This is a genomic window from Catenulispora pinisilvae, assembly GCF_015356865.1.
Lineage (GTDB): Bacteria > Actinomycetota > Actinomycetes > Streptomycetales > Catenulisporaceae > Catenulispora > Catenulispora pinisilvae.
In genome coordinates this window covers 59,456-86,089 of the sequence record NZ_JAAFZA010000015.1, presented here as the reverse complement: position 1 = coordinate 86,089, position 26,634 = coordinate 59,456, and the positions used below count along the sequence as shown (strand labels likewise).

Here is a 26,634-nt window from a genome sequence, read left to right as displayed (position 1 = left end):
CCTATGGAACCGCGCCAGTTCCCCGAGGGAGCCAAGAGCCCCCGCCGGAGGCGCCTGCCGTTGACTTCAGGCACCCACCACACGCAGCGATTGCCGCCAACACAACGCGTGCGCAGTGACTCGGACCCGCGCGCACCACCCACACAACCGCCACCCGCCAACGCAAACCGAGTGGCACAGTGAACTGCGTCTCGATCCGTGATTAGTCAATACTAGGTAGTTCCGTAAAAAATTGCCTTTAACCGAAGCGCCAACCGCAAGCCACAAGCCAAAACCCTGCCACTCGCACTCGTCACTCGTAGCGCTAGGACGCTAGGGCGCTAGGGCCCTAGGTCGATCTGCGCGACGGCTCAGGGCCTAACGGGGGAAATCCACACCAACCAGGCATCCCCCCGGCGACTCCGGGAATCGGCTGGACGTGATGCCACGACTATCCCGTAGGGCCCGAGCCCTCATCGTCGCCACCGTCCTCGCCCTGTTCGGCGCCGGCCTGTCGGCGACGCCGGCTGCTGCGGCGGGCAAGGTCGTCTACATCACCTTCGACGACGGGCCCGGGGTCTACACGCCGCAGGTCCTCAAAGTCCTGGCGCAGTACCGGGTACACGCCACGTTCTTCGAAGTGGGTCAGAACGTGGCCTCGCACCCGTCGTTGACCTCGCAGGTGTACCGCCAGGGCAACAGTGTGCAGAACCACAGCTGGTCCCACCCCGATCTGCGGACGCTCTCGGCGGCGCAGTTCGCGTACCAGGTGACCGCCACCGACCGGCAGATCCGCTCGCACACCGGCTACCGTCCCTGCTGCCTGCGCCCGCCGTACGGCGCGGTGAACGGCACCGTGCGGGCGCGGGCGGCGGCGCTCGGTAAGAAGATCGCCCTGTGGACGGTCGACCCGCGAGACTGGTCCCGTCCCGGCGCCGGCGCGATTCGGGCCCGGGTGCTCGACCACGTCCGGCCGGGGTCGGTGGTGCTGCTGCACGACGGCGGCGGCGATCGCAGCCAGACGGTCGCGGCGCTCAGCGGGATCCTCAAGACCCTGAAAGCGCGCGGATACACCTTCGCGACCTGGGCTCGGTGAAGGTCGGCGAGGACGTCGGAGGCTCCGCATACGCTGGGCCCATGACACCCAACGAGCTCAAGAAGGCCTGCCTGGCCCTCCACGGAGCCGTCGAGGACTTCCCCTTCGGCTCCGAGACCTCAGTGTTCAAAGTCGCCGGGAAGGTCTTCGCGATCACCAGGCTGGACGCCGAACCGCTCGCGGTGAGCCTGAAGAGCGATCCGGAGCTCGCGCAGAGCCTGCGGGCCGCGCACGCCGCGATCCGCCCGGGGTACCACCTGAACAAGCGGCACTGGAACACGGTGACGATCGACGGTTCGCTGAGCGGGCGGATGGTGGTCGAGATGATCGAGGACTCCTACGACCTGGTGGTGAAGTCGCTGACGCGGGCGAAGCGCGCTGCGCTGGAGGCTTAGCGAACCCTGATCAGTCTCAGGCGTGGCGCGCTGCTCTGGAGGGTTGGGGCACCCTGCTACCTCAAGGCCCGACCGGCCCCGTAGCCCACAGCCGCCCGGCCAGTGCGGCGCGGATCAGCGACAGTGTCCGCTCGTGGTCGGCGATGGCGTTGTCGCGACCGGTGATCTCGTGGCCGCCGTCGAACCAGTCCACGATCACGTCCCCGCCGGCGGCTTCCAGCGCGCGAGCGTAGCCGTAGGCCTGGGCGGCCGGGGTGCGGGTGTCGTAGCGGCCCTGGCGGATCCAGGCCGGGGCGCGGACCTGGTCGATGTAGGTGATCGGGGACGCGCGGCGGTAGAGCTCGGGTGCCTCTTCGAGTGAGCCGCCGATGAAAAAGCGCCAGGCGGCCTGGATCGCCGGGTTCATGTCGCGGTAGGCGGCGGTCCAGTCGGCCATCGCCACGAAGGCCAGCGCGCCGGCGAACAGCTCGGGCAGGCGGCCCAAGGACAGCAGCGACAGGAATCCGCCGTAGGAGTGGCCGGTGATGAAGATCTTGCCGGGTTCGGCGATCTCCTGTTCCACGAGCCAGTTCACCGTCGCGGCGATGTCCTCGATCTCGCGGTCGCCGATGTCGGGGCGGAATCCTTCCCGGAAATCGCGGCCGAAGGTGACCGAGCCGCGGTAGTTCACGGCCGCGTAGCCGATGCCCTCGGCCAGGAACGCCTGCGCCTCGGGGACGTAGCCGTCGACCGTCACCATGTTCGGGCCGCCGTGCACGGACAGCACCAGCGGCCCGGGCCCGGCGGCGGCTCGCGGCCGGGCCGACCACACCTGGACCGGGGTGCCGTCGGCCGAGGTGACGGTGGCCGAGGGGCCACACCCGCGCCGCCGAGGACGTCACCGACGCCCTGACCGCGGCGCTGGCCGACGGGGCGGCGCTCACGCCGGACCTGGGCGGCTCGGCCGGGACGAAGGAGGCCACCGAGCATGTGCTGGAGCTGATGGAGGCTACGGCGCGGTAGCCGCGGGCGTCGGCCGAGACCGGCTATGGGCGTGGGTCAGTAGTGGCTGGCTACTCAGCCGACACGGAATCCGTCAGTTCGCCCGTGGGGCCCGCAGGCCGGTCTGGTGTCGAAGACGGGCCGGGTCACGCCGAGCCCTCCGGCCGCTCCCGGCGCACCAGGTAGGTGTCCATGATCCAGCCGTGCCGCTCGCGCAGCTCGCGCTTGGTCGCGGCGATCTCCTCGGCCACCTCGGGGAGCGGGCCGGAGCGCAGCACCTCGTCGGGTGTGCCGAGGTAGGCGCCCCAGTAGACGTGCAGATCGGGGTCGTCCAGGTCGGCGGCGGCGAAGCCGGCGTCCAGCATCACCACGGCGCTGTCGAGGTCTTCGGGCAGGCCGGCGGCGAGGCGGCGGCCGGTGGTGATGTGGATCGGCTCGCCGATGCGGTTCAGGGGCAGGCGGTGGCGGGCGGCGAGGGCCTGGACGGCTGTGATGCCGGGGATGACGCGGTAGTCGAAGTCCAGCGCGCCGCGGGCCAGGATGCGGTCGATGATTCGCAGGGTGCTGTCGTACAGGGCCGGGTCGCCCCAGACCAGGAACGCGCCGCAGCCGTCTTCGGGCAGGTGTTCCAGGATCGCGGCCTCGAAGAGCTGCGCGCGCCGCTCGTGCCAGTCGTCGACCGCGCCGACGTAGGCGGCGGCGCGCCGGTCGCGGGGCGGCTCCGGGATGGCGACCAGCCGGTAGCCGTCGTCGCGGATGTAACGGTCGCAGATCTGCTCGCGCAGCTCCAGCAGGCCGCTCTTGTCCTCGCCCTTGTCCACCACGAAGAACACCTCGGCGGCGTTGAGCGCGTCGACGGCCTGCATGGTGACGTAGTCAGGGTCGCCCGCGCCGAGCCCGATCACGAGGATCTGTCGCATGTCTTTTCGTCCTCGCCTGTCTCATCTGTGTGCTTTCGCCTGCCCCGCGGGGGTGCGGGGCCGACGTTCGTGATCGGTAGGGTCAGTAAGGTCGGTAGGGTCGTTTCGTGCGGATACTCATCCTGGGCGGCACGGCGCAAGCCCGCGAGCTGGCCACCGGCCTGCGTTCCCGGAACGAGTACCGGATCATCTTCTCGCTGGCGGGCCGGACACACGAACCCGCCCTCCCGGATCTCCCCCGCGGACAGCTGCGCGTCGGCGGTTTCGGCGGGGTCGAGGGCCTGCGCGGGTACCTGCGCGCCGAGTCGATCGACGTGCTGATCGACGCGACCCACCCGTTCGCCCGCGTGATGTCCGCACACGCCGTCGACGCGGCGCGGACAGCCGGTGTCCGGTTGCTGGCGCTGCGCCGTCCGGCATGGGCGGCGCAGCCCGGCGACCGCTGGACCCACGTGCCGGACGTACAGACAGCCGCCGAACACGTTGCCGCGCTTGCCGATGGCCGCTGCGTGTTCGTGACGACCGGCCGGATGGAGCTGGCGGCATACGCCGGTGACGAACGACACGCCTACCTGATCCGCGCCGTCACCGCACCGGACGGCCCGCTGCCCCCGCGCCACACCGTCGTGCTGGACCGCGGCCCCTACTCGATCGAGGCCGAGGCGCAGCTGATGGCCCACCACGACGTGGGCGCTCTGGTCACCAAGAACAGCGGAGGCTCCGCGACCGCGGCGAAGCTCACCGCCGCCCGCCGACGAGGCATTCCGGTGACCATGGTGGATCCGCCGGCCCCCGCGCCCGGCGTGGAAACCGCTGCGACGACGGCGGACGTCCTGCGGCTGCTGGAACTTCCGGCAGCGAAAAGTCCCGACGGTACAGACCATGCAGACCATGCAGACGGTACAGACCGTGCAGACAGTACAGACGGTGCAGACAACTGAGTCCCAGCTAGGAACTCAAAGTCAGGGCTCGTTCATAGTGACCCGACGACTCTCAGGCCGTGAGTTTGGTGACCGAAGCGGCATAGATCTCGGCGATCGAGGCCTCAAGCCGGGCATTGAACTGCTCGTCGCTCTGGTCCTCGCGCAGTCCTTCCAGCAGCGCGCGGGAAAAGCTCGCGATCATGCTCGGCTCCCGGGCCAGCCGCTCGCACGCCTCGGTACGCGAGTAGCCGCCGGACAAGGCCAGCACTCGCAGCACGCGGGGATCGGCAGCCAGTTCCGCGTAGAGCCCCGGCCGGGTGGGGATGGTCAGCTTGACCATGACCACCGCGTCCGGCGGCAGCGCGGCGACCTGCCGCTGCAACTCCGCGCCCAGCAGTTCCTCGGCCTCGGCCTTGTGCGGGCTGGTGATACTCACCTCGGGCTCGACGATCGGGACGAGACCGGCGGCGGCGATCCGTGCGGCGACGGCAAACTGCTGATCGACCAGAGCCCGGATCCCGGCCGGGTCCGCGTCGGCGATGACCGAGCGCATCTTGGTCCCGAACATCCGGTGCTCGTTCGCCTGCGCCAGGAGATCGTCGAGAGTGTCGATCGGCTTCATCAGGCGCACGCCGTGCCCCTGGTCCGCCAGCCCCTTGTCGACCTTCAGGAACGGCACGACGTGCTTGGTCTCCCACAGATAGCGGCCGGTCGGCACACCCTCGACCGATCGGTTCATCGTCTGCTCGAAGAGGATGGCCGCCAGGACCCGCTCCCCGGTGAAGGCGGGACTGGTCACCACCCGCGTGCGCATGGCGTGGACCAGGTCGAACATCTGGGCATCGGTCGAATACCGGTCAGCGTCCACGCCGTACTCGGCCAACGCCTTCGGCGTGCTGCCGCCGCTTTGGTCCAGAGCCGCGAAGAATCCGGGCGCCGAACGGATCACGGCGAGTTGGGCGGGGTCCATGACAGCCATCACCTCAGCGGGGTCGGGGACTGACGATGGAGCCTGCTCCGCCGTCGGGCCGGTCTTCGAGACTACTGAACCGGGCGCACCCGCGCGTTCGACGCCCGTCCGTTCGGGCTACGGACGCCGGGCGCGCCCGGCGGGCCCGGTCGGCTCGGCCAGCCGGCAGGCCCAACCGATCAACTGTCATCGGGACCGCATGTGCTTCGCGATCGCCGCCTCGTCGTCCGTCCTGTACATCTCGTCGATCAGCGCCGCGAACGAGTCCACGACGGCGGCGCGTCGCACCTTGCCGTTCGCGGTCAGCTCGCCGCGCTCGGCGGCCAACGGTCGCGGCAGCACCCGGAAGTCCTTCAGCTGCTCCACCCGTGCCAGGTCCGTGTTGACCCGATCGACCTCCGCGCGCAGCCGTTCGGCCAGCTTCGCCGCCGGCTGCTGCTGCCCGGCCCCCGCCGCAGCCGCAGCCGCAGCCACAGCCGCCGCCGCCGCGGACGCAGCTGGACTCGGCTCGATCAGGACCGTGAGATACCTACGCGCTTCGCCGACGACGATCGCCTCGATGATCAACTCGGTCCCGCAATTCAACAGCGGCCTGGACCCGGACAGCGTCGCGACCACGATCCGCACCGCCGCGCTCAACGCGCTGCTCATTCCGGCGGGCACGGTCTGATAGCGGGCGCGGTCTGATGGCTGGCGCGGTCTAAGCGCTCGGTTCACAACCGCGAGCGCCCGGTCAGCGGCGAGGTTCCCAGCGGAAGTAGGTTCGTGCGGCGAGGACGCCCGCGATGGCCCACCCCAGGCTCGCCGCGAGCAGCACCGGCACGGACGCCAGGCTCCCTCCGTTCCACGCGGTCGAGACCAGCTCCGCCACCGCGCCGCCGGGCAGGGCGCGCTTGACGGCGATGGGCCCGCCGAGCCCCGGTGCTTGGGACCAGAACGATGCGGCCGCGGTGGCCAGGAAGACCGGCGCCGTCGTGTACTGCGCGTGTTCCGGTGAGTTCGTGAAGCCGGCGGTGGCCAGCGCCAGCCCCGTGAACATGGCCTCGGCGAGCAGCACCGCCACGGCCAGGAGCAGCGGGTTGGCGGGTGTGTCCGTGGCGGCGAGGATCCCGAACACCACGCCGATCTGCACGAGGTTCACCGCGACGACGGGGAGCAGGAGGCCGGTGATGATCGCCTTGTCGCTGACCGCCGCACCGCGCATCCGTTTCAGGAAGAGGGTCTGGCGGCGGGCGGCGAGGGTCGTCGTCGCCGTCACGTAGGTGCCCATGGCGATCATCAGCACGGTCTGCATGCCGGCGATGGTGCCTCCGGGTTTGTGCGTGTCCCTGCTCGCGTAGAGGATCAGCCCCAAGGCGAGTGGGAGCAGGATGGCGCAGCCGCTGACCAGTCGGTTCCTCAGGAGCATTCTCGACTCGGCTATGGCGATGGCGTTCATAGGTTCGCTCCTTCGTGGCTGGGTGCTTCATGTCCGGGTGCTTCGTGTCCGGGTGCTTCGTGCCCCAGTGCGCGGAAAATGTCGTCGAGCCCTGACTCCCGGACCGTGAGCCGGCGCAGCGGGTGGCCATGGCCGGCCGCCCACGCCAGCAGGGCGGCCACGTCCCGTTGGGCGTCTGTCGTCTCGATCACCGCCAGCCCGTTCTGGGTCCCGGCCAGTGGGATCGGGATGTCGTCGAGGGCTCCCGGCGGCACGAAGCGGATCGTGCTCAGGCCGCCCTCGGTCAGGTCCGCCAGCGTGCCCTGGCGTCGGATCGAGCCCGCGTGCATCAGGCCCACCCGGTCGGCGTGCTTCTCGGCCTCCTCCAGGTAGTGCGTCGTGAGGAGGAAGGTGACGCCGTCGGCTTTGAGCTCGTCGACGACCGTCCACAGGGCGTCGCGCGCGGCCGGGTCCAGTCCGGTGGTCGGCTCGTCGAGGAACACCAGCTCCGGACCGCCCCAGACCGCCATCGCGAAGTCGACGCGGCGCTTCTCCCCGCCGGAGAGCTGCGCGACACGCGTGCGGCTCCGATGGCTGATGCCGACGCGGTCCAGCAGCTTGTCGACGTCGTCGCGGCGCCCCGAGACCGCACCGGCCAGGGCCACGCTCTCGCGCACGCTGAGCTCGGCGGCGAGCCCGGAGTCCTGGAGCATGATGCCCAGGCGCGGCCGGATGCGCCGGCGGTCGGCCGGATCGCCTCCCAGGACCCTGATGGTCCCCGATGTGGCGGCCCGGTGTCCTTCCAGCACCTCCAGCGTCGTGGTCTTGCCCGCGCCGTTCGTCCCCAGCAGCGCGTAGATCTCGCCGCGCCGGACGGCCAGGTCGACGTCCCGGACGGCTACGTGCGGAGTCTTCGCGGATCCGGATCCGGGTCCGGATCCGGCCCGGTAGGCGAAGCTCACGCCGCGAGCCTCGATGACGGGGTCCTGCATGGATGGCCTCATGGCCTCAACGATCGCCGCGGAGCCGGCCGCCGCGTAGTGTCGCGGGCTCATCGTCCGGCGTGACATTTATCAGGTCCGGCGGTGACATTCCGAGGAATCGCGATCAGCGCCGGCGCCATAGAGTGGCCTGGTGACGCCGGAGATCCAGGGAAAATGGCCGGACAGCGACGCCGACGTGCCCGCCCTGGCCAGGATGCGCAGCTACACGACGTGGACCATGGTCTTCGTCGTCGCCGCTTACGTGTTCCTCGTCGCCGGGGGGAGCCATTCGCCGTGGATTCTGGCAGCCACGCTCGGAGTCGGGGCGTTGGTCTGCTGGCAGTGCCGGTACTGGGAGCACGGAGCGCCCAGAGCTCTCACCGCGGTGGCGGTCGGCGCCTCCTACGCTCTGTTCTGTGTCGTCGTCGGCACACATATCAATCCGATCGGCGGAGTCGCCTTCGCCTTGTCGATCGGACTCGTGGTGACCGCACCGCCCTTCAGCCAGTGGCCTTGGACCCTGCTCGCCGTCGCTCTCGCGGTCCTTCCCGCGCTCGTCTTGGGAGCCGACTGCGGCTACGTCGCCGGCGTGGTCGTGATGATGACGGCCTCGGTGGCCCTGTTCCGCGGCAACCGCTTCGGGTTCGGCCTCTTCCTGGAGGTGAACCAGGCCCGGCAGGCCACGGCCGAGCTCGCGGTCATGCGCGAGCGCTACCGCTTCGCCGCCGACCTGCACGACATCCAGGGCCAGGCCCTGCATGTCAGCCGCCTGAAACTCCGGCTGGCGGACAAGCTGCTCGACGGCGACCCCGCGCTGGCCCGGATCCAGGTACGGGAGGCCGAACAACTCATCGCGGACGCGATCGCCGAGACCCGGCGTCTGGCCTACGGGCAGCGGACCCTCACGTTCGCCGGGGAGCTGGCGAACTCCGAGTCGCTCATCCGGGCCGCCGGGATCGTTCTCACCCTCGACGGAACGGTCCCCCCGGGCCATCGGCTCGACGAGCTGTTCGGCCTCGTCGTGCGCGAGGCGACCACCAACCTGCTGCGGCACGCGCACGCCGAGCACGTCGCCATCATCGTCGGGGCCGACTCGGTCCAGATCGTCAACGACGGTGTGACCGAGGGCACTCGGGCGTTGAGCGGACTGGCGCGGCTCGGCGAGCGCTTCGCGGCGGCCGGCGGCACGCTGACCACTTCGCGCGACGGACAGACGTTCACGACCTCAGCCCGCGACACAGCCGACCTGCCCGCGTCCTCGCAGGCCCGAGCATGATCCGCGTCCTGCTCGCCGACGACGAGACCCTCCTGCGTACCGCACTGGTCAGCCTTCTGGGCCTGTCGGGTCGGATCGAGGTCGTGGCGCAGGCCGCCGACGGCGTGCAGGCCGTGGCCCTGGCGGGGACCCACGCCCCGGACGTCGTCGTGCTCGACCTGGAGATGCCCGGCCTCGACGGCATCGAAGCCGCCCGGCGCGTCATCGCGGCCCGGCCGGGACAGGCCGTCGTCCTGCTCACCCGGCACGGGCGCGCGGGGGTACTGCGACTGGCCCTGGCCGCCGGAGTGCGCGGGTTCCTTCTGAAGTCAGTCGATCCCGCTGAACTGGAGCGCGTCATCATCCACGTCCACGGCGGCAAACGCTGGATCGACGCCGAGGTGTCGGCCGCCGCGATGACCGACGACTGCCCGCTCACCGACCGCGAACTCGACGCACTGCGGCTCACCACGGAGGGCCTCACCGTCCGCGAGATCAGCGCACGGCTGCACCTCGCGACCGGCACCGTCCGCAACTATCTGTCCTCGGCGATGCAGAAGACAGGCGGCTCGTCACGCCACGCCGCCGCCCGCGAGGCGAAGCAGCGCGGGTGGATTTAGAGGTTCGGCAGGGTTGTAGGCGCTGCCGTTGATGCCCCAGCCATAGGACTGCGTCTCGGGTGCTGCTCGATCTGGCATACCACCGGGTGGTATGTAGACTCGATCGAGATATACCCATGCCCGGTATAGCAAGGAGCGTCGGCTCATGTCCGAATCAGTGAATCGAAGGCCTGCGGCGAGTCCCCTGTCGGCCCTGCCGGCCCTGGTCGCCGTGGTCGCCTCGCCGCCTGGGCGCGCCGTCCTGCGCTGCCTGACCGGTTGCGCCATGCGGGCGCTGGAGGTCGGCAGGAGTGTGCACAGCCAGGACGAGCGCTCCTAGGAGCGCACCAGGCGGCCGATGGCCTGCACGGCCTCGTCCACCTTCTGGTCGGCTTCGTCTCCGCCGGCGGCGATCGCGTCGGTGACGCAGTGGTGCGGGTGCTGATCGAGCAGGCCCACGGCCACCGCCTGCAGCGCCTTGGTCGCCGCTGAGACCTGGGTGAGGATGTCGATGCAGTACACGTCTTCCTCGACCATCCGGGCCAGGCCGCGGATCTGCCCCTCGATACGGCGCAGGCGCTTGAGGTAGGCATCCTTGTCGCTTCATGGCCGGCACCACCGTCGTCAAGGCCGTCGCCGAGGCGCACCTCCACGACCTCGAACACGCCCCCGACCCGGGGCCCTATCTACCCGCAGCCTCCACACCACCGTCCTGTACGGGAAAGCGATCGCCGGCGCGGGACTGACCGACGGCATCACCTGGGCTCGGATCGAATCACCGCAGCCGCTCCTCGTCGTCCACGAACACCTGGGCCTGCCCGTCGGCGCAGCAGGGGACGCCGTACCGACGGTTCTCCAGTGGGCACCGCGGCTGTGGCTTCCAGAATCTGAGTCGTGCTGAGCGGTGACCGCGGGCAGAGTTCGACAACACCCCAAACGCCCTGATCATCGCCACGCCAGCGCGCCCGAATAGCGCCTTCTTTAAGATGGCACGGTCTCGATGAAGGGTGATGACCAGTGCCTTACGAGGTGCATCAGGTGTCGGTTTGCTTCGCTGGCGCGGGTGCGGGCGAGGGTGAGTTCACGTGGGGGCAGCGCGAGTGGTGGAAGGAGATGCTGCAGGACGAAGGCTGGTGGCCGCTCGGCGGGGTGGTGAGGGTGCCGCCCGGTCGGAGTCTGGGCGACCTGGTGGAGGAGACGCGGTGGCGGTTGTGTCGTTTTCCAGCGTTGCGCACCCGAGTGAAGATGGGTGCCGATGGCCGGCCGAGGCAGAGGGTGTCTCCTTCCGGGGTCTTCGAGATCGACGTTGCCGAGGTCGGCGATGAAGACGCTCTCGTGGTGGCCACACGTCTGGCGGCGCAGTACACGGACACGGCGTTCGACCACGAGAACGACTGGCCCATGCGGATGGCCGTGGTGTGCCGGAACGGTCAGCCCACCCACGTTGTGGTACTGGTCAGCCACTTGGTGATCGACGCTGCGGGCATCAGGGCACTGGTATCGGAGACAGAAGCACGCCCTGAGGCGCCACCGCGCGGCCAGACTTCGCTGGAACAGGCGGCCTGGCAAGCTTCAGCAGCCGGTCGGCGCCAGAACGCCGCGGCGCTGCGCTACTGGGGCAAGGTGCTGAACGCGGTTCCGCCGTCCCGATTCCACAATCCCCACGGGCCGCTCAGCCCCGGGATCTGGCACGGTGCCTACGACTCATACGCTCTGCTCCCGGCCGTGCAGGTCATCAGCGAACGCAGCGGGTTCGATCTGCCGACGGTCTTCCTCGCTCTGTTCGCGGTCGCCATGCACCGGGTGCATGGCGTCGACCCTGTGGTCGTGCGTCCGGTGGTGGACAACCGGTTTCGCCCAGGGCTCGCGGATGCGGTGGGTACGGCCGCGCAGCATGGCGTGTGTTTGATCGAGGTCTCCGGCACCGCGTTCAAAGAGGTGCTCCAGCGCGCCGCCCGGTCGGCGCGTACCGCCTTCAAATACGCCTACGTCGACCCGTGGGACGTGGACGCGCTCATCCAGCGTGCTGAGATCGAGCGAGAGGCGTCACTCGACACCCACTGCCGGTTGAACAACCGGTTTCGTGCAGGCCCGGCGCCCGAGTTCTCCCAAGGGCCGGTGCCGCCCAGCACCTTCCGCTGGACCGACCGGAACGATGGTTCACCGTTGAAGCATCTCACCCTGCAGATCGACGACATTCCTGGCGGTGTGAGCCTGGGCCTGCACATCAATACGGCGGCGTTCGCTCCTGACGATGCTGAGACTTTGGCGCGGGTGATGGAGTCTGTCGCCGTGTTCGAAGCAGGTGGCGGTGTGGATCCACCCGACTCGCCGAAGGCTCTTTCCGGCCGGGCGGAATATACCCCATGAGGGTATCGTTGGGGCCGTCGGGGACAGCATCTGAGTAGGAGGCGATTGACATGACCGCCACTGGTAGCAGCCACAGCGGGCACATCGCGAACGAATCCGGCACCCACGGCGACCACTCGGCACACCAGGCCGGAGCAGTCCCGGGCGGGTTACAGATCTCGCAGGACGGTTACACGCTCGACCTCGCGGACACCATCCTGGAACCCGGCACCACACTGCTCCGATTTCGGATCCTGGGCCCCGACGGCAACCCCGTCACCGACTACACCCCGATCCACGACCGCGAACTCCACCTGATCGTCGCGCGACGAGAGCTGACCGGCTTCTGGCACGTCCACCCGGAACGCGACCGCGACGGCACCTGGTCGGTGCGGCTCGACCTCCCCGAAGCCGGGGCCTACCGCGTCTTCACCGACATCTCTCCCCGGGGGCTCGGCCACACGATCACCCTCGGCGCCGACCTGGCCGTCAGCGGACTGTACGAACCACGCCCCACGCCGCAGCCGGCACGCCTGTTCACCGTCGACGGCTACGAGATCAAGCTGGCCGGAGACCTCGTCGCCGGCGAAGGCCGCAACCTCACCATGACCGTGAGCCGCGACGGACAGCCGGTCACCGACCTCCAGCCCTACCTCGCCGCCTACGGCCACCTGGTAGTACTGCGCGCCGGCGACCTGGCCTACATCCACGTGCACCCCGACGGGGCACCTGGCGACGGCGTGACCGAACCCGGCCCGGACATCTCCTTCCACGCCATGGTTCCCGGCCCCGGCACCTACCGGCTCTTCCTCGACTTCAAGCACGACGACACCGTCCGCACGGCCGCGTTCACCCTCCTACTGAAGCGGTGAGGCGGGTGTGGGGACGACGCGGGTGACGACGGAATTCTCGGCGATCAGCAGGTCATACGCCACCGGGCCGATCTCGTTCTTCCATTGCCCGCTCTCGTAGACGGCCGCGTACAAGGCCTCACGCTGCGCTTCGTCGTCGAAGCGCCGGATCCACACGTACGCGTCCTCGTCCTGCTCGTCGACGAACGAGGCGGTGATGTCCATCCCCTTCGACGACTGGAACGGGACGATCACGTCCTCCATGTATCGGACCCACTCCGCGCGGCGGCCGAGACGGACCTGGTAGCGGCGTATCTCGTAGAACATCTCGAAACTCCCGGTTCTCATTCGATGTCTGTGGCGATGGATGTCAGGGTTGCGAGATCACTCGGCGACACGGAGCACGAGTTTGCCGCGAGTCCGGCCGCCCTCGCCCTGGATGTGCGCCTGGGCGACCTGCTCCAGTGGGAACACCGCCGCGACCTCGACCACGACCTGTCCGGCGTCGATGAGCTCTACGATCTTGTGCAGTGCGGGGCCGTCCGGCTCCACCAGGAACGGGGTGACGCGGACCCCGCGCTCGGCTGCGTCCTCGGCCAGTTCCGGCGAGACGCCCGCCGGAATCGCGACCAGCAGGCCGCCGGGGCGCAGCACTTCCAGCGAGCGCAGTGACGTCTTGTCATGGGCGTCGCCGACCAGGTCGATCACGACGTCGACATCTCCCACGACATCCTCGAAACGGACCGCCCGATAGTCCACGGCCTCGTCGGCGCCGAGTTCGCGCAGCCACTCGTGCCGCGCGCTGCTCGCAGTGGCGATGACGTGCGCGCCCAAGTGCTTGGCGAACTGCACCGCGAAGTGGCCGACCCCGCCGGCGGCGGCGTGGACCAGTACCCGCTGTCCGGGGCGTACGTCAGCGGTGTCCACCAACGCCTGCCACGCGGTCAGGGCCGCGAGCGGCACCGCGGCGGCCTGCTCGTGGCTCGCGGCGGCCGGCTTGCGGGCGAACTGGCGGGCCGGTGCGGTGACGTACTCGCCGTAGCCGCCGGCCGCGCGCGGGAACCAAGGCATCCCGTAGACCTCGTCGCCGACGCACAGCGTGGTCACGCCGAATCCGACGGCCTCCACCACCCCCGAGACGTCCCAGCCCAGCACGAACGGCGGCGCGCCCAGCACCCCGGCCATGCCGGTGCCCTCGCGCGTCTTCCAGTCGACCGGGTTGATCCCGGCCGCGTGCACGCGCACCAGGACCTCCGTCGGCAGCGGCTCGGGACGCGGCACGCTTTCCACACGCAGCACCTCCGGCCCGCCGAAGGAGTCCTGGACCACAGCTCGCATCGTGTCGGCAGACATGTTTCATCTCCTTGGGAAAAGTGGCGAAAAGCCGTATACCGGCCTCTCGTCGAAGTGAGATGAAGCTACCTCCGAGAATGTGGTTACCATCAAGGGCTACTACTTCCCCTTGGATAGCATGCTGATGAGAGGGCCTAATGGCGACCCAATGCCCGACCGGCCAGCACCCGCACCACGACGTCTACACCGCGCAGTGCCCCTGCCGCGCGATGCTCGACCTGTTGGCCAACAAGTGGTCCGCCCTGGCCATCGGCGCGATGGAGGAGGGACCGCAGCGGTTCGGCGCGTTGCAGCGGCGGCTTCAGGGCGTCAGTCCCAAGGTCCTGACGCAGACCCTGCGACGGCTGGAGGATCACGGTCTGGTCGACCGAACCGTCTACCCGGCCGTCCCGCTCCACGTCGAATACACCCTCACGGCGCTCGGCGAGAGCGCCGCCGTCCCGCTCAACCGGCTCCGCGCCTGGGTCGAGGACAACATCGACGAGGCCGTCGCGGCGCCCGGGCAACCCGCGCTCTCGCCGTCCTGAGCTGTATGTAAGGGTTCTTGCCAGTCGAACTACTCAACCCCGCTTTGAAGCGGTGCCGTTTCCGAGCTGCCACATTTCATAGTTCCCGCATTCCGCCGTGATCCCGGCCGTCGCCTCAGCCGCGGTGAGGAAGTCGTCGAGAACCGGCGAGGTGCGCGATGCCGCCACCGCGAGGCACACCTGGTCGGGCGCCAGATCCGGGATGGGCACGTAGCTGACCTCCGGATGTGAGTAGAACACGGTCGCCGAACGGGCCAGGAACGAGATGCCCCGGCCGGCTGCGACGTGTTCGAGCGTCTCGTCCACCCCGCGCACCAGGTACCCGGCGTTGGGGTGCGGGCGCCTGGTGGGCTGGGTGCTCGGGTCCGCATGCCAGAGCAGCGGCTCGCCGGCCAGGTCCGCCTCGGTGATCTGCTCGCGGCCGGCGAATCGGTGGCCGGCGGGCAGCACCGCCACCCGCGGCTCGGTGTACAGCGGGGTGACGCGCAGGCCGGCCTCGTCGATCGGCAGCCGCACATAGCCGACGTCGATGCGGCCGTCGAGCAGCATCGCGGCCTGCTCGTCGCCTTCGATCCGCTGCACGTCCACCAGAACATCCGGGTGCCGGTCGGCGAACTGCCGTACCGCCGCGGTGACCGCGATGCCCGCCCGGAAACCGACCATGAGCCGCCGGCTGCCCCGCGCGGCCACGGTCACCCGGCGGCGGACCGCGTGCACGGAGGCCAGCAGCGGGCCGGCGTCGGTCAGCAGCTGTCGGCCGGCGTCGGTCAGCGCCACGCCGTGGCTGTCCCTGGTCAGCAGCGCGGCGCCGAGGTCCTGTTCCAGCGCGCGGATCTGCCGACTGAGCACCGGCTGCGCGATGTGCAGCTCGTCGGCGGCGCGGCCGAAGTGCAGCTTGTCGGCGACGGCGACGAAGTAGCGCAACTTGCGCAGGTCCAGATCCATGGGGCCTCCCGGTCCGGCGATGCCTCCAGGGTATCGCCACGGCTGAAAGAGGTCTTGGACACCCGCTCAGGCCGAGCGCATCCTTAAAAGGCACCTAATGCGGCCGGAAAGAGTTCGACATGAGAATTCGCCATAACGGTTCGACATAAGGGCTCGGCATAAAGATTCACCATAAGGGCCCGGTATAAGGATTCGGCATCAGGCCTCGATGTGGCCGGGCCCAGATCAAAATCAGCTCCAGAAAGCAGGAACACCAATGAGCAGCGTCAGCATTATCGGCCTGGGGAACATGGCCGGCGCCCTGGCCGGCCGGGCGCTCGCCGGCGGCAACGCCGTCGAGATCATCGGCCGTGACCGGGCCAAGGCCGAGAAAGTGGCCGCCGCGGTCGGCGGCGCCAGTGTCGGGACGGCCGGCGTCGCCCCGGCCGGGGACATCGTCATCCTCGCCGTGCCGTACGCCAGTGCCGCGGCGGTGGTCAGCGAGTACGGGGACGCATTGCGCGGCAAGGTCATCATCGACATCACCAACCCCGTCTCCTCCGATTTCAAGGAACTCCTCACCCCCGACGGCAGTTCCGGCGCGCAGGAGATCGCCAAGGCCGCCCCCGCCGGCGCGCACGTCGTCAAGGCGTTCAACACCCTGTTCTCCAACGTTCTGGCGGCCGGCTCAGCCGAGGGTCGCCAATTGGACGTGTTCATCGCCGGCGACGACGCGCGGGCAAAGGCACGCGTGTCAGCATTCGTCGAAAGCCTGGGACTGCGCCCGCTGGACACCGGTGAGCTGCCGATGGCGCGGACACTGGAGAACGCCGCCCTGCTGGAGCTGGGCCTCGTCGCCCACTCCGTCAAGCACACCAACTTCGTCCTCGGCGTCAGCATCCTCAACTGAGCGCGTCCGCACCACCACTCCTTACGCCAGATCTTCTTACGCCAGATCTTCTTACGCCACATCACTTGCAAAGGGCAGCAGCATGCGCGTTTTCGTCACCGGCGGGACCGGCCATTCCGGTTCGTACATAATCCCCGAGCTCATCGCCGCCGGGCACGAGGTCACCAGCCTGGCCCGGTCGGACACGGCCGCCACGGCGCTGTCCGCGCTCGGCGCGAAGGTGCGTCGCGGCGGCCTCGAGGATCTCGACGGGCTCAAGGAGGCGGCCGCGGACTCCGACGGCGTCATCCACGTCGGGTTCAGGCGTGAACTGCTTCCCTCCGGCGGGATCAACGCCGTGACCGCCGCGGAGCTCTCGGCCGTGCTCGCGTTCGGCGAGGCACTCGCGGGGACCGGGAAGCCGCTGGTCGCGGCCGGAAGCATCGGCTCGCCCGGGTGGGAGGACCTGGGTCGGCCGGCCACCGAGGAGGACCCGGCCCTTCCCGGCGGCGATGAGTACGGGGGTACCCTGCGTGTTCGCAACGTCGTGGAAACCACCGTGGTCGGCCTCGCCGAGCAGGGAGTGCGGTCTTCGATCGTGCGGCTTCCCACCATCGCGCACAGCACGACCGACACTGCCGGATTCCTCCCGCTGCTGATCGCGCTCGCAAAAGAGAAGGGCGTCGTCGGCTACCCCGGAGACGGAGCGAACCTGTGGCCGGCCGTGCACATCCGCGATGCCGCCTCCTTGTTCCGCCTGGCGCTGGAGAAGGGCCCGGCTGGCAGCTATTGGCACGCGGTTCAGGACGAGGGCATCCCGTTCCGCGAGATCGCCGAGGCCATTGGCAGCCGCCTGGGCCTGCCCGCCGTGAGCATTCCCGCGGACGTACTGATGCTGCCGGGACACTTCGGGTTCCTCGCGAATATGGTCGCGCTGGACCTCCCGGCGTCCAACCTCATCACCCGCCGGACCCTCGGCTGGGAACCCACGCAGCCCGGCCTGCTCGCCGATTTGGACAACGGTCACTACTTCGCCGCCGGCTGACGGCGGGGACCCGAGCCGTTATTGCGCTGTGCCTGCAGGCTTTGCTGGTGGCGTCTCGCGCACCGGGCACAGAGCCGGCGCGTGCTGTCGGCGCCCGGCCCTACAGTCACTCCCGAACGTGTGATCGGTTGGGGAGGGCATTGCGATGAGACAGAAGGCCGACGACACGGAGCCGCCAGGCGGCGACGAGAGCGTCCTGCTGTGGCCGTCGGGCTGGCAGCGGCTGGTCATCCCCCGACGGCGCGAGCGTCCCGGTCCCGCGCCGGCCGTCGCGGCAAACGCCGTGGCGGCCTACGAGAAAGCGAAAGCAGCTGACGCGGCCAAGGTCACGGAGGCGCTGACCGCCCCGAACGCCGATGCGGCGCTGGCCGCCGTCTATCGCGCCGAGGCGGGCCGGCCGCTGTCCGATGTCACACCGACCGGCGCGGCTGTTGCCGCCACGTTGCGCTGGGCCTCAGGTTCGCGGAAGCCGGCTGAGGCGCGCACAACTGTCGACGCGTGGGTCACGGCGCGCGGCCTGGAGTTCGCAGTTCTGGCCGTGCTCGAGCGCTGCGATATGGCGGCGCAGGAGTTGAAGCACACCGCGTGCGCCCTGATCCGAGCGGATCCCTGGCTGATGTGGGGCGGCTGGCAACCTCGGCCGGCCATGCTCGCAAGGTTGCGTCATCACCTGTCCGCGGCCGATGACGGCGAGTACGCCGCCGTGGCCTCGCTCCTCAGCACGCATCCCTTCACCGGCGACGGGCAGCGCCTGGCCGCCGCGTTCCTGATGCCGGACCAGACGGCCTGGGTCACCGCGGCCATCAATCAAATGCAGGTCCGCCCGAACAACTCGCCGCTGACCTTCGGCGCCGTATCGACGGTGGAGCAGGCCGACGCGCTGTTCCTGACCCTGCCCTGGGGCGGCAGCACGGACACCGAGACGCTGGCGACGCTGATGGACGGGCTGGGCACCGACGTGCTGCCCTATCTGCTCAAGTACGCCGACGTCGGCTATGCCCGGTCCGAGGTGGTCGAGCGCATCTTGACCGCGGTCGGCGCCTTCCCGACCGACGAGGCGTTGCAGGCGCTCATCGACCGGGTCGACCGCCCTAAGGCAGCCGCCGCGATCCTCGCCGCCGCTGAACGGTATCCCCGTCGCGGCGTCCGGCTACTCGCCGCGTCGGCCTCGGAACGGGTACAGCCGTTGCTGCGCGCGCATGTCCTCAGCCACCTGGACATCGCGGCGGCTGAGCTGGAGCACCTCGACGGCGGAGCCCGCGACCGCGTGAAGGCACTGCTCGGCGACGGTCCGCGGATCGCCGACGCCGCAGCGGACGGTGTGCCCGCAGTGCTCGTCACGCCGCCGTGGACCGGCCAGCCTCGGCAGGCGAAGCCGAGGCCGGTCACCGGACTAGCCGTGGCGCGGGAGTCGGGCATGGTCTGGCTGCCGGGCGAGCGCAAACTCTGGAACAGTGACTGGGGGTACCAGTATCACCGCAGCCTGAATCTCACCTGGGAGGAGATCGCCGAGTCCATCAAGATCCTGAAGCCGCAGTACGGTGACCTTCTCGAATTCTTCCGCGAAGGACCCGAAGAGCTCGTACGACCGCTCTTCGACGCGTGGAACCCCGGCTGGTGGCGGGGGCCCGATCTCGACCGGGCGTTCGCGGTACGCTTCGAGGACGATGCCTTGCCGCTGCTCACCGCCCGAGTCCGAGAAGACCCGGGCATGTACGGCGAGGTACTGATCCCATTCGCGCACTCCGATGTCGCCACGATCATGGCCGGCTGGCTGGCGACACCGAAGCCTGCGCGTCCCCATGCCATCGCGTGGTTGCGGCGTCACCCCGATCTGGCCGCCAGGACCCTGATCCCCGCCGCGGTCGGCAAATCGGGCACGGCACGCAGGCAAGCAGAGCGCGCGTTGCGGACACTGGTCGACGAAGGCTTCGAGGCGAACGTCTCCGCGGCGGCGTCGGCCTACGGTGCGAGAGTCGAGGCCGTCGTATCCGCCGTCCTCACCGAGGACCTTGCCCCCGCGATCCCGAAATCCATGCCGACGCTGCCGACGTGGGCGGAATCGGGTCAGCTGCCGCCGATCCTTCTAACCGGTGGCACGTCCGCGCTGCCCGCGGATGCGGTCCGGAACCTGTGCCTGCTGTTGGCGATCGCCAAGCCCGGCGTGCCCTCGCCCGCGCTTGACGAGGTGCGCTCGGGGTGCGATCCGCGGTCGTTGACGGCGTTCGTGTGGGCACTGTTCGAGAATTGGCGCAACGCCGAGATGCCCGTCTCCGAAGCCTGGGCCCTCGATGCGCTCGGCCGGTTCGGCGACGACACGATCGTCCCGAAGCTGGCCGCGCTGATCCGCGCCTGGCCCGGTGAGAACGCGCACCACCGTGCTGTGCAGGGCCTGGACGTGCTCGGCGCGATCGGCACCGACGCCGCGCTCGGGCAGCTATACGCGATCTCGCAGCGGGTGAAGTTCAAAGCCCTGAAGGAGCGTGCGGCGCAGCGGATCCACACGGTCGCCACGACGCTCGGCCTCACCGCCGATCAGCTCGGCGACCGCCTCGTCCCCGGCCTCGGCCTGGACCCCTCGGGCACCCTTCGACTCTCCTTCGGTCCGCGCAGCTTCACGGTCGGCTTCGACGAACACCTCAAGCCGCTGGTCGTGGCCGAGGACGGGAAGCGGTTGAAGGACCTGCCCAAGCCCGGCGCCCACGATGACGCGGCGACAGCCGAACAGTCCCGGGTGCGGTACGCACAGCTCAAGAAGGACGCGCGGACCCTGGCCTCCGATCAGGCCCACCGGCTGGAGCGGGCCCTGCTGGTCGGTCGGCGCTGGTCGGCGGCGGAGTTCCGGACGTACGTCGTGGACCATCCTGTGGTGCGCGACATCGCGCGTCGGCTGGTGTGGAGTGCGTACTGCGCCGAGGCGGCGGCGCCAGTCTGCTTCCGCATCGCGGAGGATCTGACGTTCGCCGACGCCGACGACGCCAGCTTCGTCCTCGAGGACAACGTGCGGGTCGGCGTCGCACACCCGCTGGAGTTCGGCGACTCTGCCGTGAAATGGTCGGAGCTGTTCGCGGACTACGAGCTGGTGCAACCGTTCCAGCAACTCGGCCGCGCGACCTGGGCCCTCACCGAGCAAGAGAAGTCGGCGCTCACGTTGGACCGGTTCACCGGGAAGACGGTTCCCACCGGGAAGGTCGTCGGGCTGGAGCGCTTCGGCTGGCGCCGCGGCGACCCCCGCGACCACGGCCTGCAGACCTGGATGTCCCGTCCGGTGCCCGGCGGCGGGTGTGTCGCGTTCGGGATCGAGCCCGGCGTCGCCATGGGATCACTCTCCGGACTCGCCGATGAACAGACCATCACCGCGGTCTGGGTCACGTCGCTGCCGGACGTCGAGCTCTGGCAGGAGACGAAGGGCCGGTTGCCGCTGGGCACGCTCGACGCCGTCAGCGCCTCAGAGCTGCTGCGCGATCTGGAGGTGCTGACGAGCGGATGATCGCAGGTCGGCCGACTGCACGATCGGGAGTACGGCGGGACGCACCGCAAGCCGCCCCTCACACCGTGAGCAGCACGTTGATCGCGACCCCGACCACGATCACCGCCAGCAGGACGTAAGGCCACATCGGGCGCTCGGCGGGCGGCTTCCAGTTGCTTGATTCGTTCATGGGAATCATCCTCGGCTGGTGCGCGCTGCCGCACATCGGCGCTGACCACCCTTTCCGGGGTGCACTTTTCTGCACCCCGGGGGTCAAGCCCGCGGGGTCAGGCCCGTAGGTAGGCCAACACCGCGAGCACCCGTCGATGGCCGCTGTCCGGCGTCGGCATCCCGAGCTTGGCGAAGATGCTCCCGATGTGCTTGTTCACCGAGCTCTCGGCGATGACCAGCAGCTCGGCGATGGTGGAGTTGTTCCGGCCCTGGGCCATCAGCGCCAGCACCTCCCGCTCCCGCTGGGTCAGCGCGGCCAGCGGGTCTGCCTCGGCCCGGCGCACCATCAGCTGCGAGATGACTTCGGGATCCATCGCGGTGCCGCCCCCGGCCACCCGTTCCAGGGCCTCCAGGAACTCCTCCGTGCGGCCGACGCGGTCCTTCAGCAGATAGCCGACCCCGGCTGCGCTGTGCGCGAGCAGCTCTGTGGCGTAGGTGCGCTCGACGTATTGCGAGAGCACCAGGATCGGCAACGCCGGGATCTGCCGCCGCGCCTCGACCGCGGCCCGCAGCCCTTCGTCGCGGAAGCCCGGCGGCAGCCGCACGTCCACCACCGAGACGTCGGGACGGTGCTCCAGCAGCGCGGGCAGCAGCCGGTCGCCGTGGTCGACCGTCGCGCACACCTGGTGCCCCTCGCTGGTGAGCAGCGCCGCCAGCCCCTCCCGGAGCAGCGCGTTGTCCTCGGCGATCAGGATCCGCATGGAATCTCCACCTTCAGTACGGTCGGGCCCCCGGACGGGCTGGACAGTTCGGTACCGCCGTCGAACGCGGCCACCCGCCGCCGCAGGCCCACGAGCCCGCTCGCGCCCACGGCGCTCTCCACGGCGCCGCCCCGGCCGTCGTCCTCGACCCGGATCGAGATCCGGTCGGCCGTGATCCGCAGCCGCACCAAGGCGTTCTGGGCCCCGCTGTGCTTGGCGACGTTGGTCAGCGCCTCGGAGACCACGAAGTACGCCGCCGCCTCGGCTGCCGCCGGCGCGCGCGGTGGCGGAGCCGCCCCGGCCGGCCCGAAGTCGGTCCGGGTCGGCACCGCGCACAACGCGGCCAGGGCCCGCACCGCCTCGACCAGCCCCCGGTCGGCGAGCACCGGCGGATAGATGCCGCGGACCAGCTGCCGCAGGGCGTCCAAGGCCTTCTCAGCCTGCTGCTGGGCGACGTCCACCAGCTCGGGGACCTGCTCGGGACGGCGGTCCAGGGCCCGGCGGATCATGCCCAGCCGCAGCGAGACCGCGACGATGTCGGCCTGCGCGCCGTCGTGCAGGTCTCGCTCGATGCGGCGCAGCTCGGCGTCATGGGCGTCCAGGGCCTCGGCGCGGCTGACGGTCAGGGCCCGGACGCGCTCGGCCAGGCCAGTTCGGGCCCGCGCGGTCAGCAGCCGGCGGGAGGCGTGCGCGTGCAGCAGCGCCAGCGGCCGCATCAGCGCCATCGCCACGAACGCGTAGCCGACGCCGACGACCACCGCGGCCAGCGCCTTCCACCACGAGTCGACCGTCAGCAAGATGATGCGGTCGCGCTGCGCGGGCAGCAGCAGCCACCACAGCGGCGCGGTGAGCCAGTTCACCGCGTGGCCGCACACGACCAGCGCCAGCACGCACAAAGCCGTGCCGGGGACGCTGTGGCACAGCAGCCAGAGCAGATCCTTGCGGACCGCCGGGTCGCGCAGCGAGGGCTTCGGCGGGATCGCGGAGCCGTCCGGCACGCCCTGGTACGCGGTGCGCACCTGGACGCCGAGCAACCTCCCCACCCGGCGGCGGTGGAACTGCGCGTACCGGGCCACGACCCGCAGCGTCGCGGGCAGCACGAGGAAGCCGGTCCCCACCAGACAGAGCACGCAGACCGCGGCGGTCAGCGCGAGCAGCACCAACCCCGCCAGCCCGGTACCCAGGCACAGCAGCACGTAGCCGGCCATCGGCGGGAAACGGGCCGCGGTCTGGCGGACCCACTGCTCAAGCATCGTGATCAGCCTACCCACACCGCAGGTCGGGGGCGGGTAGTCGCAGGCGGGTAGCAGTTTTCTGCACCAGGAAGTCTCCAGTCCACACCCTGGTTCGGCGCGCCGCCGCGAACGTACCTTCATGATCGTGACCAGTACAGAAATCGTGACCAGTACAGAACAGGATCCGGTGGTGCGCCTGGACGGCGTCCGCAAGACCTACGGCAAGGGGGCCGGCGCGGTCCCGGCGCTGCGCGGCCTGACGCTCGATTTCGCCCGGGGGACGTTCACCGCGGTGATGGGCCCGTCCGGGGCCGGCAAGAGCACGTTCCTGCACTGCGCGGCCGGACTCGACCGGCCGGATGCCGGCTCGGTGGTCCTCGGCGGCACCGATCTGGCCTCGCTCAGCGAAGTGGAGCTGACGCTGCTGCGCCGCGAGCGCGTCGGGTTCGTGTTCCAGTCCTACAACCTGATGACGGCGCTGTCGGTCGCCGACAACATCACGCTGCCGCTGATGCTCGCCGACCGCCGCCCGGACCGGTCCTGGCTGCACGAGGTGGCCGAGCGGGTCGGGCTCGCCGACCGGATGCACCACAAGCCCGCCGAGCTCTCCGGCGGCCAACAGCAGCGGGTCGCCATCGCGCGGGCGCTGGCGGCCCGGCCGGAGGTGGTGTTCGCCGACGAACCGACCGGTGCCCTGGACACCCGCACCGCGCGGCAGGTCTTGCAGCTGCTTCGGGACGTCGTCGACGACCTCGGCCAGACCGTGGTCATGGTGACCCACGACCCGGTCGCCGCCTCCCACGCGCACCGCGTGGTGTTCCTCGCCGACGGCCGCTACGCGCAGGAGCTCACGCGGCCCACCGCGGACAGCGTCGCCGAGCGGATGACCTCGCTGGGGCAGTGGTAGCCGTGTTCCGACTCGTGCTGCAGACCGTCCGGGAACGTAAAGCAGGGTTCGTCGGCGCCTTCGTCGCGCTGCTCGGGGCCTCGATGCTGATCACCGCTTTCGGGATCATCCTGCAGTCCGGCATCGGCGACGGCGTCCCGGTGCAGCGCTATGCCGACGCCTCGGTCGTGATCAGCGGCAAGCAGTCCGTCACGGTGCACGAGGGGAAGAAGAGCAAGACCAAGCCGCTGACCGACCCGGTCGCGGTCCCGGCCGACCTGATCGGCACGGTCGCGCACACCGACGGCGTGGCGCGCGCCGTCGCCGTCGTCAGTTTCCCGGCGCAGGTCGTCGGCACCGACGGCCGACTCGTCACCGGCGCCGACGACCGGCGCTCCCTCGGCGCGAACTGGAGCAGCGCCGCGCTCGGGCCGTTCACGCTCAGCGGCCGGGAACCGCGGCGTCCCGAGGAGATCGTGCTCGAACAATCCGTCGCCGACCGGGCGAAGGCGAAGCTCGGGGACACCGTCCGCATCGCTTCGACGCGGGCGGCGAGCCCTTACACCGTCGTCGGCACCGTGAAATACACCGGCGCCGGTGGAGCCCTGCGAACCCCGCCGATCTTCTTCACCGACGCCACGGCCACCACCCTGTTCGGCCGCGCCGACCAGGTCTCGGCGATCGGCGTGCTCGCGACGCCGGGCACCGACTCCGGCAAGCTCGACGACCGCATCGACGCCGCGCTCAAAGGCGCCGGCGTCAGCTCCCATATCGGCGCCGGACGCAGCAGCGCCGAGAACCCCGACGTCGCCTCGGCCCGCGGCACCCTGAAGGTGCTGGCCGGATCGCTCGGCGGCACCGTCGTGCTGATCACCATGCTGGTGGTCGGCAGCACCCTGGCGTTGGGCGTTCACCAGCGGCGCCGCGAACTGGCGTTGCTGCGGGCGATCGGTGCCACCCCGAAACAGATCCACAAGATGATCGCCGGCGAGGTGCTGGTGGTGGCGCTGACCGGCTCGCTGCTGGGCTGTCCGCCCGGCGTGCTGGCGGCCGAGGCGCTGCGCGGCGCGCTGTCGGTGATCGGCGTCCTCCCGCAGGACTTCGTGTTCTCCTACGGCCCGATCCCCATGGCCGCGGCGGTCGCCATCGGGGTGGTCACCGCGCAGGCCGCGGGGTTCGCGGTGGCCCGCCGCGTCGTCGCGATCCGGCCGGTGGAGGCCCTGAGCCAGGCCGCCACCGAACAGCCGGGCCTGGGCCGGGCCCGCGTCGTATTCGGGACCGTGCTGCTGGTCCTCGGTGCCGCCGCCTCGCTGCTGCCGCTGTTCTTCGGCAGCATCTTCGCCGTGGCCGGAGCCGGCAGCGGCGGCCTGATCATGGTGATCGCGTTCCTCATGCTGGCGCCGCCGCTCGTGGCCCGCGCGACCCGGCTGCTGGCCGCGCCGTTCCGACGCCGCTTCGGCAACCTCGGCTACCTGGCCGTCGCCAACACCCGGGCCAACGCCCGCCGCCTGGCCGCCGGTATCGGCCCCCTGATCCTGGCGATCGGTTTCGCCTCGCTCCAGCTGTTCATCCCGACCACCACCGCGGCGGCCGCGAACGATCAGGCCCGCGCCGGGGTCCTCGCCGACTACACGCTGACCGGCGACGCCGGCGGCCTGCCGACCGACGCAGTCGCCGATGTCCGGGCGCTGCCGGGCGTCGCCGCCGTCGCCGGGGTGGTCCGGGTCGACCTGTACTCGTCGGTGAAGATGCTCGGCGATCCAGAGGTCTTCGACTACCAGGCCGAAGGGCTGACGACCGACGGGCCGGCGACCGACGGGCCCGACCAGGCTCTCGGCCATATCCTCGGCCAGGTTCTCGACCTGGATGTCACCGGCGGCGACCTGAGCCGGCTGTCCGAGACCACCGCGGCGATCAGCGACGGCGCGGCCGCGACGCTCGGCACCCGGGTCGGCGGCACCGTGCGGATCCACCTGCCCGACGGGCAGACGATCCAGCCGCAGGTGGTCGCGACCTACCAGCGCGGCCTGGGATTCGGCGACATCACCCTGTCCGCGCAGACCTTGCTGCGGCACAGCTCGCACCGGTTGTACGACTCGATACTGGTCCGGCTCCAGCCCGGCGCCGACCGCAAGGCCGCCCTCGCCGAACTCAAGGCCCTGAGCACCCGCTACCCGGGCCTGCACGTCCAGGACAAAGGCGGCCTGTCCGCGGCCCAACAGCGCACCGCGACGGCCGGCCTGGTCGGCAGCGCCATACCGCTGCTGCTGATCTTCGGCTACATCGCGGTCGCCGTCGCCAACACCCTGGTGATGACCACCTTGTCCCGGGCCCGGGAGTTCGCGCTGCTGCGGCTGGTCGGCGCCACCCCGGCCCAGGTGCTGCGGATGATGAGGACCGAGACCCTGCTGGTGGTCCTCATCGCGGTGGCCGTCGGCACGCTGGTGCCGATGCTGCCGCTGACAATGGTCAGCCTCGGCCTGACCGGATCGCCGGTTCCCTCGATACCGCCACTGCTCTACCTGGCGATCGTCGCCGCGACATCGGCCCTGGCGGCCGCCGCGGTTCTGATCCCCACCCGGCTGGCACTGCGGGCCCGGCCGGTCGAGGCCATCGGGCTGAGGGAGTAGGGCCGCGGTGCCAAGGGCACCGCCTT

At 70.2% G+C, this 26,634-nt stretch carries 25 protein-coding genes and 1 pseudogene; 14 read left to right on the top strand and 12 right to left on the bottom strand.

Annotated features, from left to right (window positions below):
• The first annotated feature begins 421 nt into the window (after positions 1 to 421).
• Both IZR01_RS07020 and IZR01_RS07015 read left to right on the top strand, forming a co-directional pair.
• Positions 422 to 1,075 carry a polysaccharide deacetylase family protein gene (locus IZR01_RS07020; RefSeq protein ID WP_228553976.1) on the top strand — a complete coding sequence of 218 codons (654 nt, stop codon included), beginning with the start codon at positions 422 to 424 and terminating at the stop codon, positions 1,073 to 1,075.
• Between the two features lie 41 nt (positions 1,076 to 1,116).
• Positions 1,117 to 1,470: an MmcQ/YjbR family DNA-binding protein gene (locus IZR01_RS07015; protein ID WP_194892174.1), complete on the top strand. Its 354-nt coding sequence runs from the start codon at positions 1,117 to 1,119 to the stop codon at positions 1,468 to 1,470.
• 61 nt (positions 1,471 to 1,531) lie between these two features.
• Here the strand turns inward: IZR01_RS07015 and IZR01_RS07010 are convergent, their stop codons facing one another.
• Together IZR01_RS07010 and cobF are read right to left on the bottom strand one after the other, a co-directional pair.
• Entirely contained in the window at positions 1,532 to 2,281 is a 750-nt protein-coding gene (locus IZR01_RS07010; RefSeq protein WP_194923329.1) for an alpha/beta hydrolase family protein, read from the bottom strand.
• 316 nt (positions 2,282 to 2,597) lie between these two features.
• Positions 2,598 to 3,371: a precorrin-6A synthase (deacetylating) gene (cobF, locus tag IZR01_RS07005; RefSeq protein WP_194892176.1), complete on the bottom strand. Its 774-nt coding sequence runs from the start codon at positions 3,369 to 3,371 to the stop codon at positions 2,598 to 2,600.
• 107 nt (positions 3,372 to 3,478) lie between these two features.
• On the opposite strand from cobF, the gene IZR01_RS07000 reads away from it, so the two are divergent.
• The gene (locus IZR01_RS07000; RefSeq protein ID WP_194923328.1) at positions 3,479 to 4,312 is read left to right on the top strand and encodes a cobalt-precorrin-6A reductase; all 834 of its coding nucleotides are present in this window, start codon (positions 3,479 to 3,481) and stop codon (positions 4,310 to 4,312) included.
• Positions 4,313 to 4,364: 52 nt separating this feature from the next.
• Here IZR01_RS07000 and IZR01_RS06995 read toward each other — a convergent pair whose 3' ends face one another.
• The 4 genes from IZR01_RS06995 to IZR01_RS06980 all read right to left on the bottom strand — a co-directional run bounded on the left by IZR01_RS06995 (position 4,365) and on the right by IZR01_RS06980 (position 7,685).
• The gene (locus tag IZR01_RS06995) at positions 4,365 to 5,264 is read right to left on the bottom strand and encodes a fructose bisphosphate aldolase (RefSeq protein ID WP_194923327.1); all 900 of its coding nucleotides are present in this window, start codon (positions 5,262 to 5,264) and stop codon (positions 4,365 to 4,367) included.
• A gap of 186 nt (positions 5,265 to 5,450) precedes the next feature.
• Positions 5,451 to 5,915 carry a hypothetical protein gene (locus IZR01_RS06990; protein ID WP_194923326.1) on the bottom strand — a complete coding sequence of 155 codons (465 nt, stop codon included), beginning with the start codon at positions 5,913 to 5,915 and terminating at the stop codon, positions 5,451 to 5,453.
• A gap of 82 nt (positions 5,916 to 5,997) precedes the next feature.
• Positions 5,998 to 6,702, bottom strand: a complete 705-nt coding sequence (locus IZR01_RS06985; RefSeq protein ID WP_194892180.1) for an ABC transporter permease — start codon at positions 6,700 to 6,702, stop codon at positions 5,998 to 6,000.
• Positions 6,699 to 7,685: an ABC transporter ATP-binding protein gene (locus tag IZR01_RS06980; RefSeq protein ID WP_228558989.1), complete on the bottom strand. Its 987-nt coding sequence runs from the start codon at positions 7,683 to 7,685 to the stop codon at positions 6,699 to 6,701. The genes IZR01_RS06985 and IZR01_RS06980 overlap by 4 nt, the downstream gene beginning before the upstream one ends.
• A gap of 130 nt (positions 7,686 to 7,815) precedes the next feature.
• Between IZR01_RS06980 and IZR01_RS53010 the strand changes: the two genes are divergently transcribed.
• The 3 genes from IZR01_RS53010 (at position 7,816) to IZR01_RS06965 (ending at position 9,858) form a co-directional block, all read left to right on the top strand.
• Positions 7,816 to 8,940, top strand: a complete 1,125-nt coding sequence (locus IZR01_RS53010; protein ID WP_194923324.1) for a sensor histidine kinase — start codon at positions 7,816 to 7,818, stop codon at positions 8,938 to 8,940.
• The gene (locus IZR01_RS06970) at positions 8,937 to 9,539 is read left to right on the top strand and encodes a response regulator transcription factor (protein WP_194892183.1); all 603 of its coding nucleotides are present in this window, start codon (positions 8,937 to 8,939) and stop codon (positions 9,537 to 9,539) included. The genes IZR01_RS53010 and IZR01_RS06970 overlap by 4 nt, the downstream gene beginning before the upstream one ends.
• A 145-nt stretch (positions 9,540 to 9,684) precedes the next feature.
• Positions 9,685 to 9,858 carry a hypothetical protein gene (locus tag IZR01_RS06965; RefSeq protein ID WP_194892184.1) on the top strand — a complete coding sequence of 58 codons (174 nt, stop codon included), beginning with the start codon at positions 9,685 to 9,687 and terminating at the stop codon, positions 9,856 to 9,858.
• Here IZR01_RS06965 and IZR01_RS06960 read toward each other — a convergent pair.
• Positions 9,855 to 10,121: pseudogene (locus IZR01_RS06960) on the bottom strand (metal-sensitive transcriptional regulator); the annotation flags it as partial. The gene IZR01_RS06965 and the pseudogene IZR01_RS06960 overlap by 4 nt on opposite strands.
• 414 nt (positions 10,122 to 10,535) lie before the next feature.
• Between IZR01_RS06960 and IZR01_RS06955 the strand changes: the two are divergent.
• Together IZR01_RS06955 and IZR01_RS06950 are read left to right on the top strand one after the other, a co-directional pair.
• Positions 10,536 to 11,888: a condensation domain-containing protein gene (locus tag IZR01_RS06955; RefSeq protein WP_194923323.1), complete on the top strand. Its 1,353-nt coding sequence runs from the start codon at positions 10,536 to 10,538 to the stop codon at positions 11,886 to 11,888.
• A gap of 50 nt (positions 11,889 to 11,938) precedes the next feature.
• Positions 11,939 to 12,739 carry a DUF8832 domain-containing protein gene (locus IZR01_RS06950; RefSeq protein ID WP_228558988.1) on the top strand — a complete coding sequence of 267 codons (801 nt, stop codon included), beginning with the start codon at positions 11,939 to 11,941 and terminating at the stop codon, positions 12,737 to 12,739.
• On the opposite strand, the gene IZR01_RS06945 is transcribed toward IZR01_RS06950, so the two are convergent.
• Positions 12,725 to 13,045: an NIPSNAP family protein gene (locus IZR01_RS06945; protein WP_194892187.1), complete on the bottom strand. Its 321-nt coding sequence runs from the start codon at positions 13,043 to 13,045 to the stop codon at positions 12,725 to 12,727. The genes IZR01_RS06950 and IZR01_RS06945 overlap by 15 nt on opposite strands.
• A 57-nt stretch (positions 13,046 to 13,102) precedes the next feature.
• Positions 13,103 to 14,071, bottom strand: coding sequence for an NADP-dependent oxidoreductase (locus IZR01_RS06940; RefSeq protein ID WP_194923322.1), 969 nt, complete (start codon positions 14,069 to 14,071; stop codon positions 13,103 to 13,105).
• 137 nt (positions 14,072 to 14,208) lie between these two features.
• Here IZR01_RS06940 and IZR01_RS06935 point away from each other — a divergent pair, with 137 nt between their 5' ends.
• The gene (locus IZR01_RS06935) at positions 14,209 to 14,598 is read left to right on the top strand and encodes a winged helix-turn-helix transcriptional regulator (RefSeq protein ID WP_194892189.1); all 390 of its coding nucleotides are present in this window, start codon (positions 14,209 to 14,211) and stop codon (positions 14,596 to 14,598) included.
• A 33-nt stretch (positions 14,599 to 14,631) separates the two neighbouring features.
• On the opposite strand, the gene IZR01_RS06930 is transcribed toward IZR01_RS06935, so the two are convergent.
• Entirely contained in the window at positions 14,632 to 15,543 is a 912-nt protein-coding gene (locus IZR01_RS06930; protein ID WP_194923321.1) for a LysR family transcriptional regulator, read from the bottom strand.
• Between the two features lie 256 nt (positions 15,544 to 15,799).
• Here IZR01_RS06930 and IZR01_RS06925 point away from each other — a divergent pair, with 256 nt between their 5' ends.
• The 3 genes from IZR01_RS06925 (at position 15,800) to IZR01_RS06915 (ending at position 20,946) form a co-directional block, all read left to right on the top strand.
• The gene (locus tag IZR01_RS06925; protein ID WP_194892191.1) at positions 15,800 to 16,432 is read left to right on the top strand and encodes an NADPH-dependent F420 reductase; all 633 of its coding nucleotides are present in this window, start codon (positions 15,800 to 15,802) and stop codon (positions 16,430 to 16,432) included.
• An 82-nt stretch (positions 16,433 to 16,514) separates the two neighbouring features.
• Entirely contained in the window at positions 16,515 to 17,456 is a 942-nt protein-coding gene (locus IZR01_RS06920) for an SDR family oxidoreductase (protein ID WP_194923320.1), read from the top strand.
• A gap of 145 nt (positions 17,457 to 17,601) precedes the next feature.
• Positions 17,602 to 20,946, top strand: coding sequence for a DUF4132 domain-containing protein (locus tag IZR01_RS06915; protein ID WP_194923319.1), 3,345 nt, complete (start codon positions 17,602 to 17,604; stop codon positions 20,944 to 20,946).
• Between the two features lie 266 nt (positions 20,947 to 21,212).
• Here the strand turns inward: IZR01_RS06915 and IZR01_RS06910 are convergent, their stop codons facing one another.
• A complete protein-coding gene (locus IZR01_RS06910; protein WP_194923318.1) occupies positions 21,213 to 21,857 on the bottom strand; it encodes a response regulator transcription factor in 645 nt (214 codons plus the stop codon).
• Positions 21,845 to 23,110, bottom strand: coding sequence for a sensor histidine kinase (locus IZR01_RS06905; RefSeq protein ID WP_194892194.1), 1,266 nt, complete (start codon positions 23,108 to 23,110; stop codon positions 21,845 to 21,847). The genes IZR01_RS06910 and IZR01_RS06905 overlap by 13 nt, the downstream gene beginning before the upstream one ends.
• A 121-nt stretch (positions 23,111 to 23,231) precedes the next feature.
• On the opposite strand from IZR01_RS06905, the gene IZR01_RS06900 reads away from it, so the two are divergent.
• Together IZR01_RS06900 and IZR01_RS06895 are read left to right on the top strand one after the other, a co-directional pair.
• Positions 23,232 to 23,999 (top strand): ABC transporter ATP-binding protein, encoded by a 768-nt coding sequence (locus tag IZR01_RS06900; protein ID WP_194892195.1) that lies wholly within the window; start codon positions 23,232 to 23,234, stop codon positions 23,997 to 23,999.
• A 2-nt stretch (positions 24,000 to 24,001) separates the two neighbouring features.
• A complete protein-coding gene (locus IZR01_RS06895; protein ID WP_323746935.1) occupies positions 24,002 to 26,608 on the top strand; it encodes an ABC transporter permease in 2,607 nt (868 codons plus the stop codon).
• The last annotated feature ends 26 nt before the right edge of the window (positions 26,609 to 26,634 follow it).

Coding starts and splice junctions, on each gene's coding strand:
- IZR01_RS07020 (WP_228553976.1), top strand. CDS start 422: ATGCCACGACTATCCCGTAGGGCCCGAGCCCTCATCGTCGCCACCGTC.
- IZR01_RS07015 (WP_194892174.1), top strand. CDS start 1,117: ATGACACCCAACGAGCTCAAGAAGGCCTGCCTGGCCCTCCACGGAGCC.
- cobF (WP_194892176.1), bottom strand. CDS start 3,371: ATGCGACAGATCCTCGTGATCGGGCTCGGCGCGGGCGACCCTGACTAC.
- IZR01_RS06995 (WP_194923327.1), bottom strand. CDS start 5,264: ATGGACCCCGCCCAACTCGCCGTGATCCGTTCGGCGCCCGGATTCTTC.
- IZR01_RS06990 (WP_194923326.1), bottom strand. CDS start 5,915: ATGAGCAGCGCGTTGAGCGCGGCGGTGCGGATCGTGGTCGCGACGCTG.
- IZR01_RS06985 (WP_194892180.1), bottom strand. CDS start 6,702: ATGAACGCCATCGCCATAGCCGAGTCGAGAATGCTCCTGAGGAACCGA.
- IZR01_RS06980 (WP_228558989.1), bottom strand. CDS start 7,685: ATGAGGCCATCCATGCAGGACCCCGTCATCGAGGCTCGCGGCGTGAGC.
- IZR01_RS06970 (WP_194892183.1), top strand. CDS start 8,937: ATGATCCGCGTCCTGCTCGCCGACGACGAGACCCTCCTGCGTACCGCA.
- IZR01_RS06965 (WP_194892184.1), top strand. CDS start 9,685: ATGTCCGAATCAGTGAATCGAAGGCCTGCGGCGAGTCCCCTGTCGGCC.
- IZR01_RS06950 (WP_228558988.1), top strand. CDS start 11,939: ATGACCGCCACTGGTAGCAGCCACAGCGGGCACATCGCGAACGAATCC.
- IZR01_RS06945 (WP_194892187.1), bottom strand. CDS start 13,045: ATGTTCTACGAGATACGCCGCTACCAGGTCCGTCTCGGCCGCCGCGCG.
- IZR01_RS06940 (WP_194923322.1), bottom strand. CDS start 14,071: ATGTCTGCCGACACGATGCGAGCTGTGGTCCAGGACTCCTTCGGCGGG.
- IZR01_RS06935 (WP_194892189.1), top strand. CDS start 14,209: ATGGCGACCCAATGCCCGACCGGCCAGCACCCGCACCACGACGTCTAC.
- IZR01_RS06930 (WP_194923321.1), bottom strand. CDS start 15,543: ATGGATCTGGACCTGCGCAAGTTGCGCTACTTCGTCGCCGTCGCCGAC.
- IZR01_RS06925 (WP_194892191.1), top strand. CDS start 15,800: ATGAGCAGCGTCAGCATTATCGGCCTGGGGAACATGGCCGGCGCCCTG.
- IZR01_RS06920 (WP_194923320.1), top strand. CDS start 16,515: ATGCGCGTTTTCGTCACCGGCGGGACCGGCCATTCCGGTTCGTACATA.
- IZR01_RS06915 (WP_194923319.1), top strand. CDS start 17,602: ATGAGACAGAAGGCCGACGACACGGAGCCGCCAGGCGGCGACGAGAGC.
- IZR01_RS06910 (WP_194923318.1), bottom strand. CDS start 21,857: ATGCGGATCCTGATCGCCGAGGACAACGCGCTGCTCCGGGAGGGGCTG.
- IZR01_RS06905 (WP_194892194.1), bottom strand. CDS start 23,110: ATGCTTGAGCAGTGGGTCCGCCAGACCGCGGCCCGTTTCCCGCCGATG.
- IZR01_RS06900 (WP_194892195.1), top strand. CDS start 23,232: ATGATCGTGACCAGTACAGAAATCGTGACCAGTACAGAACAGGATCCG.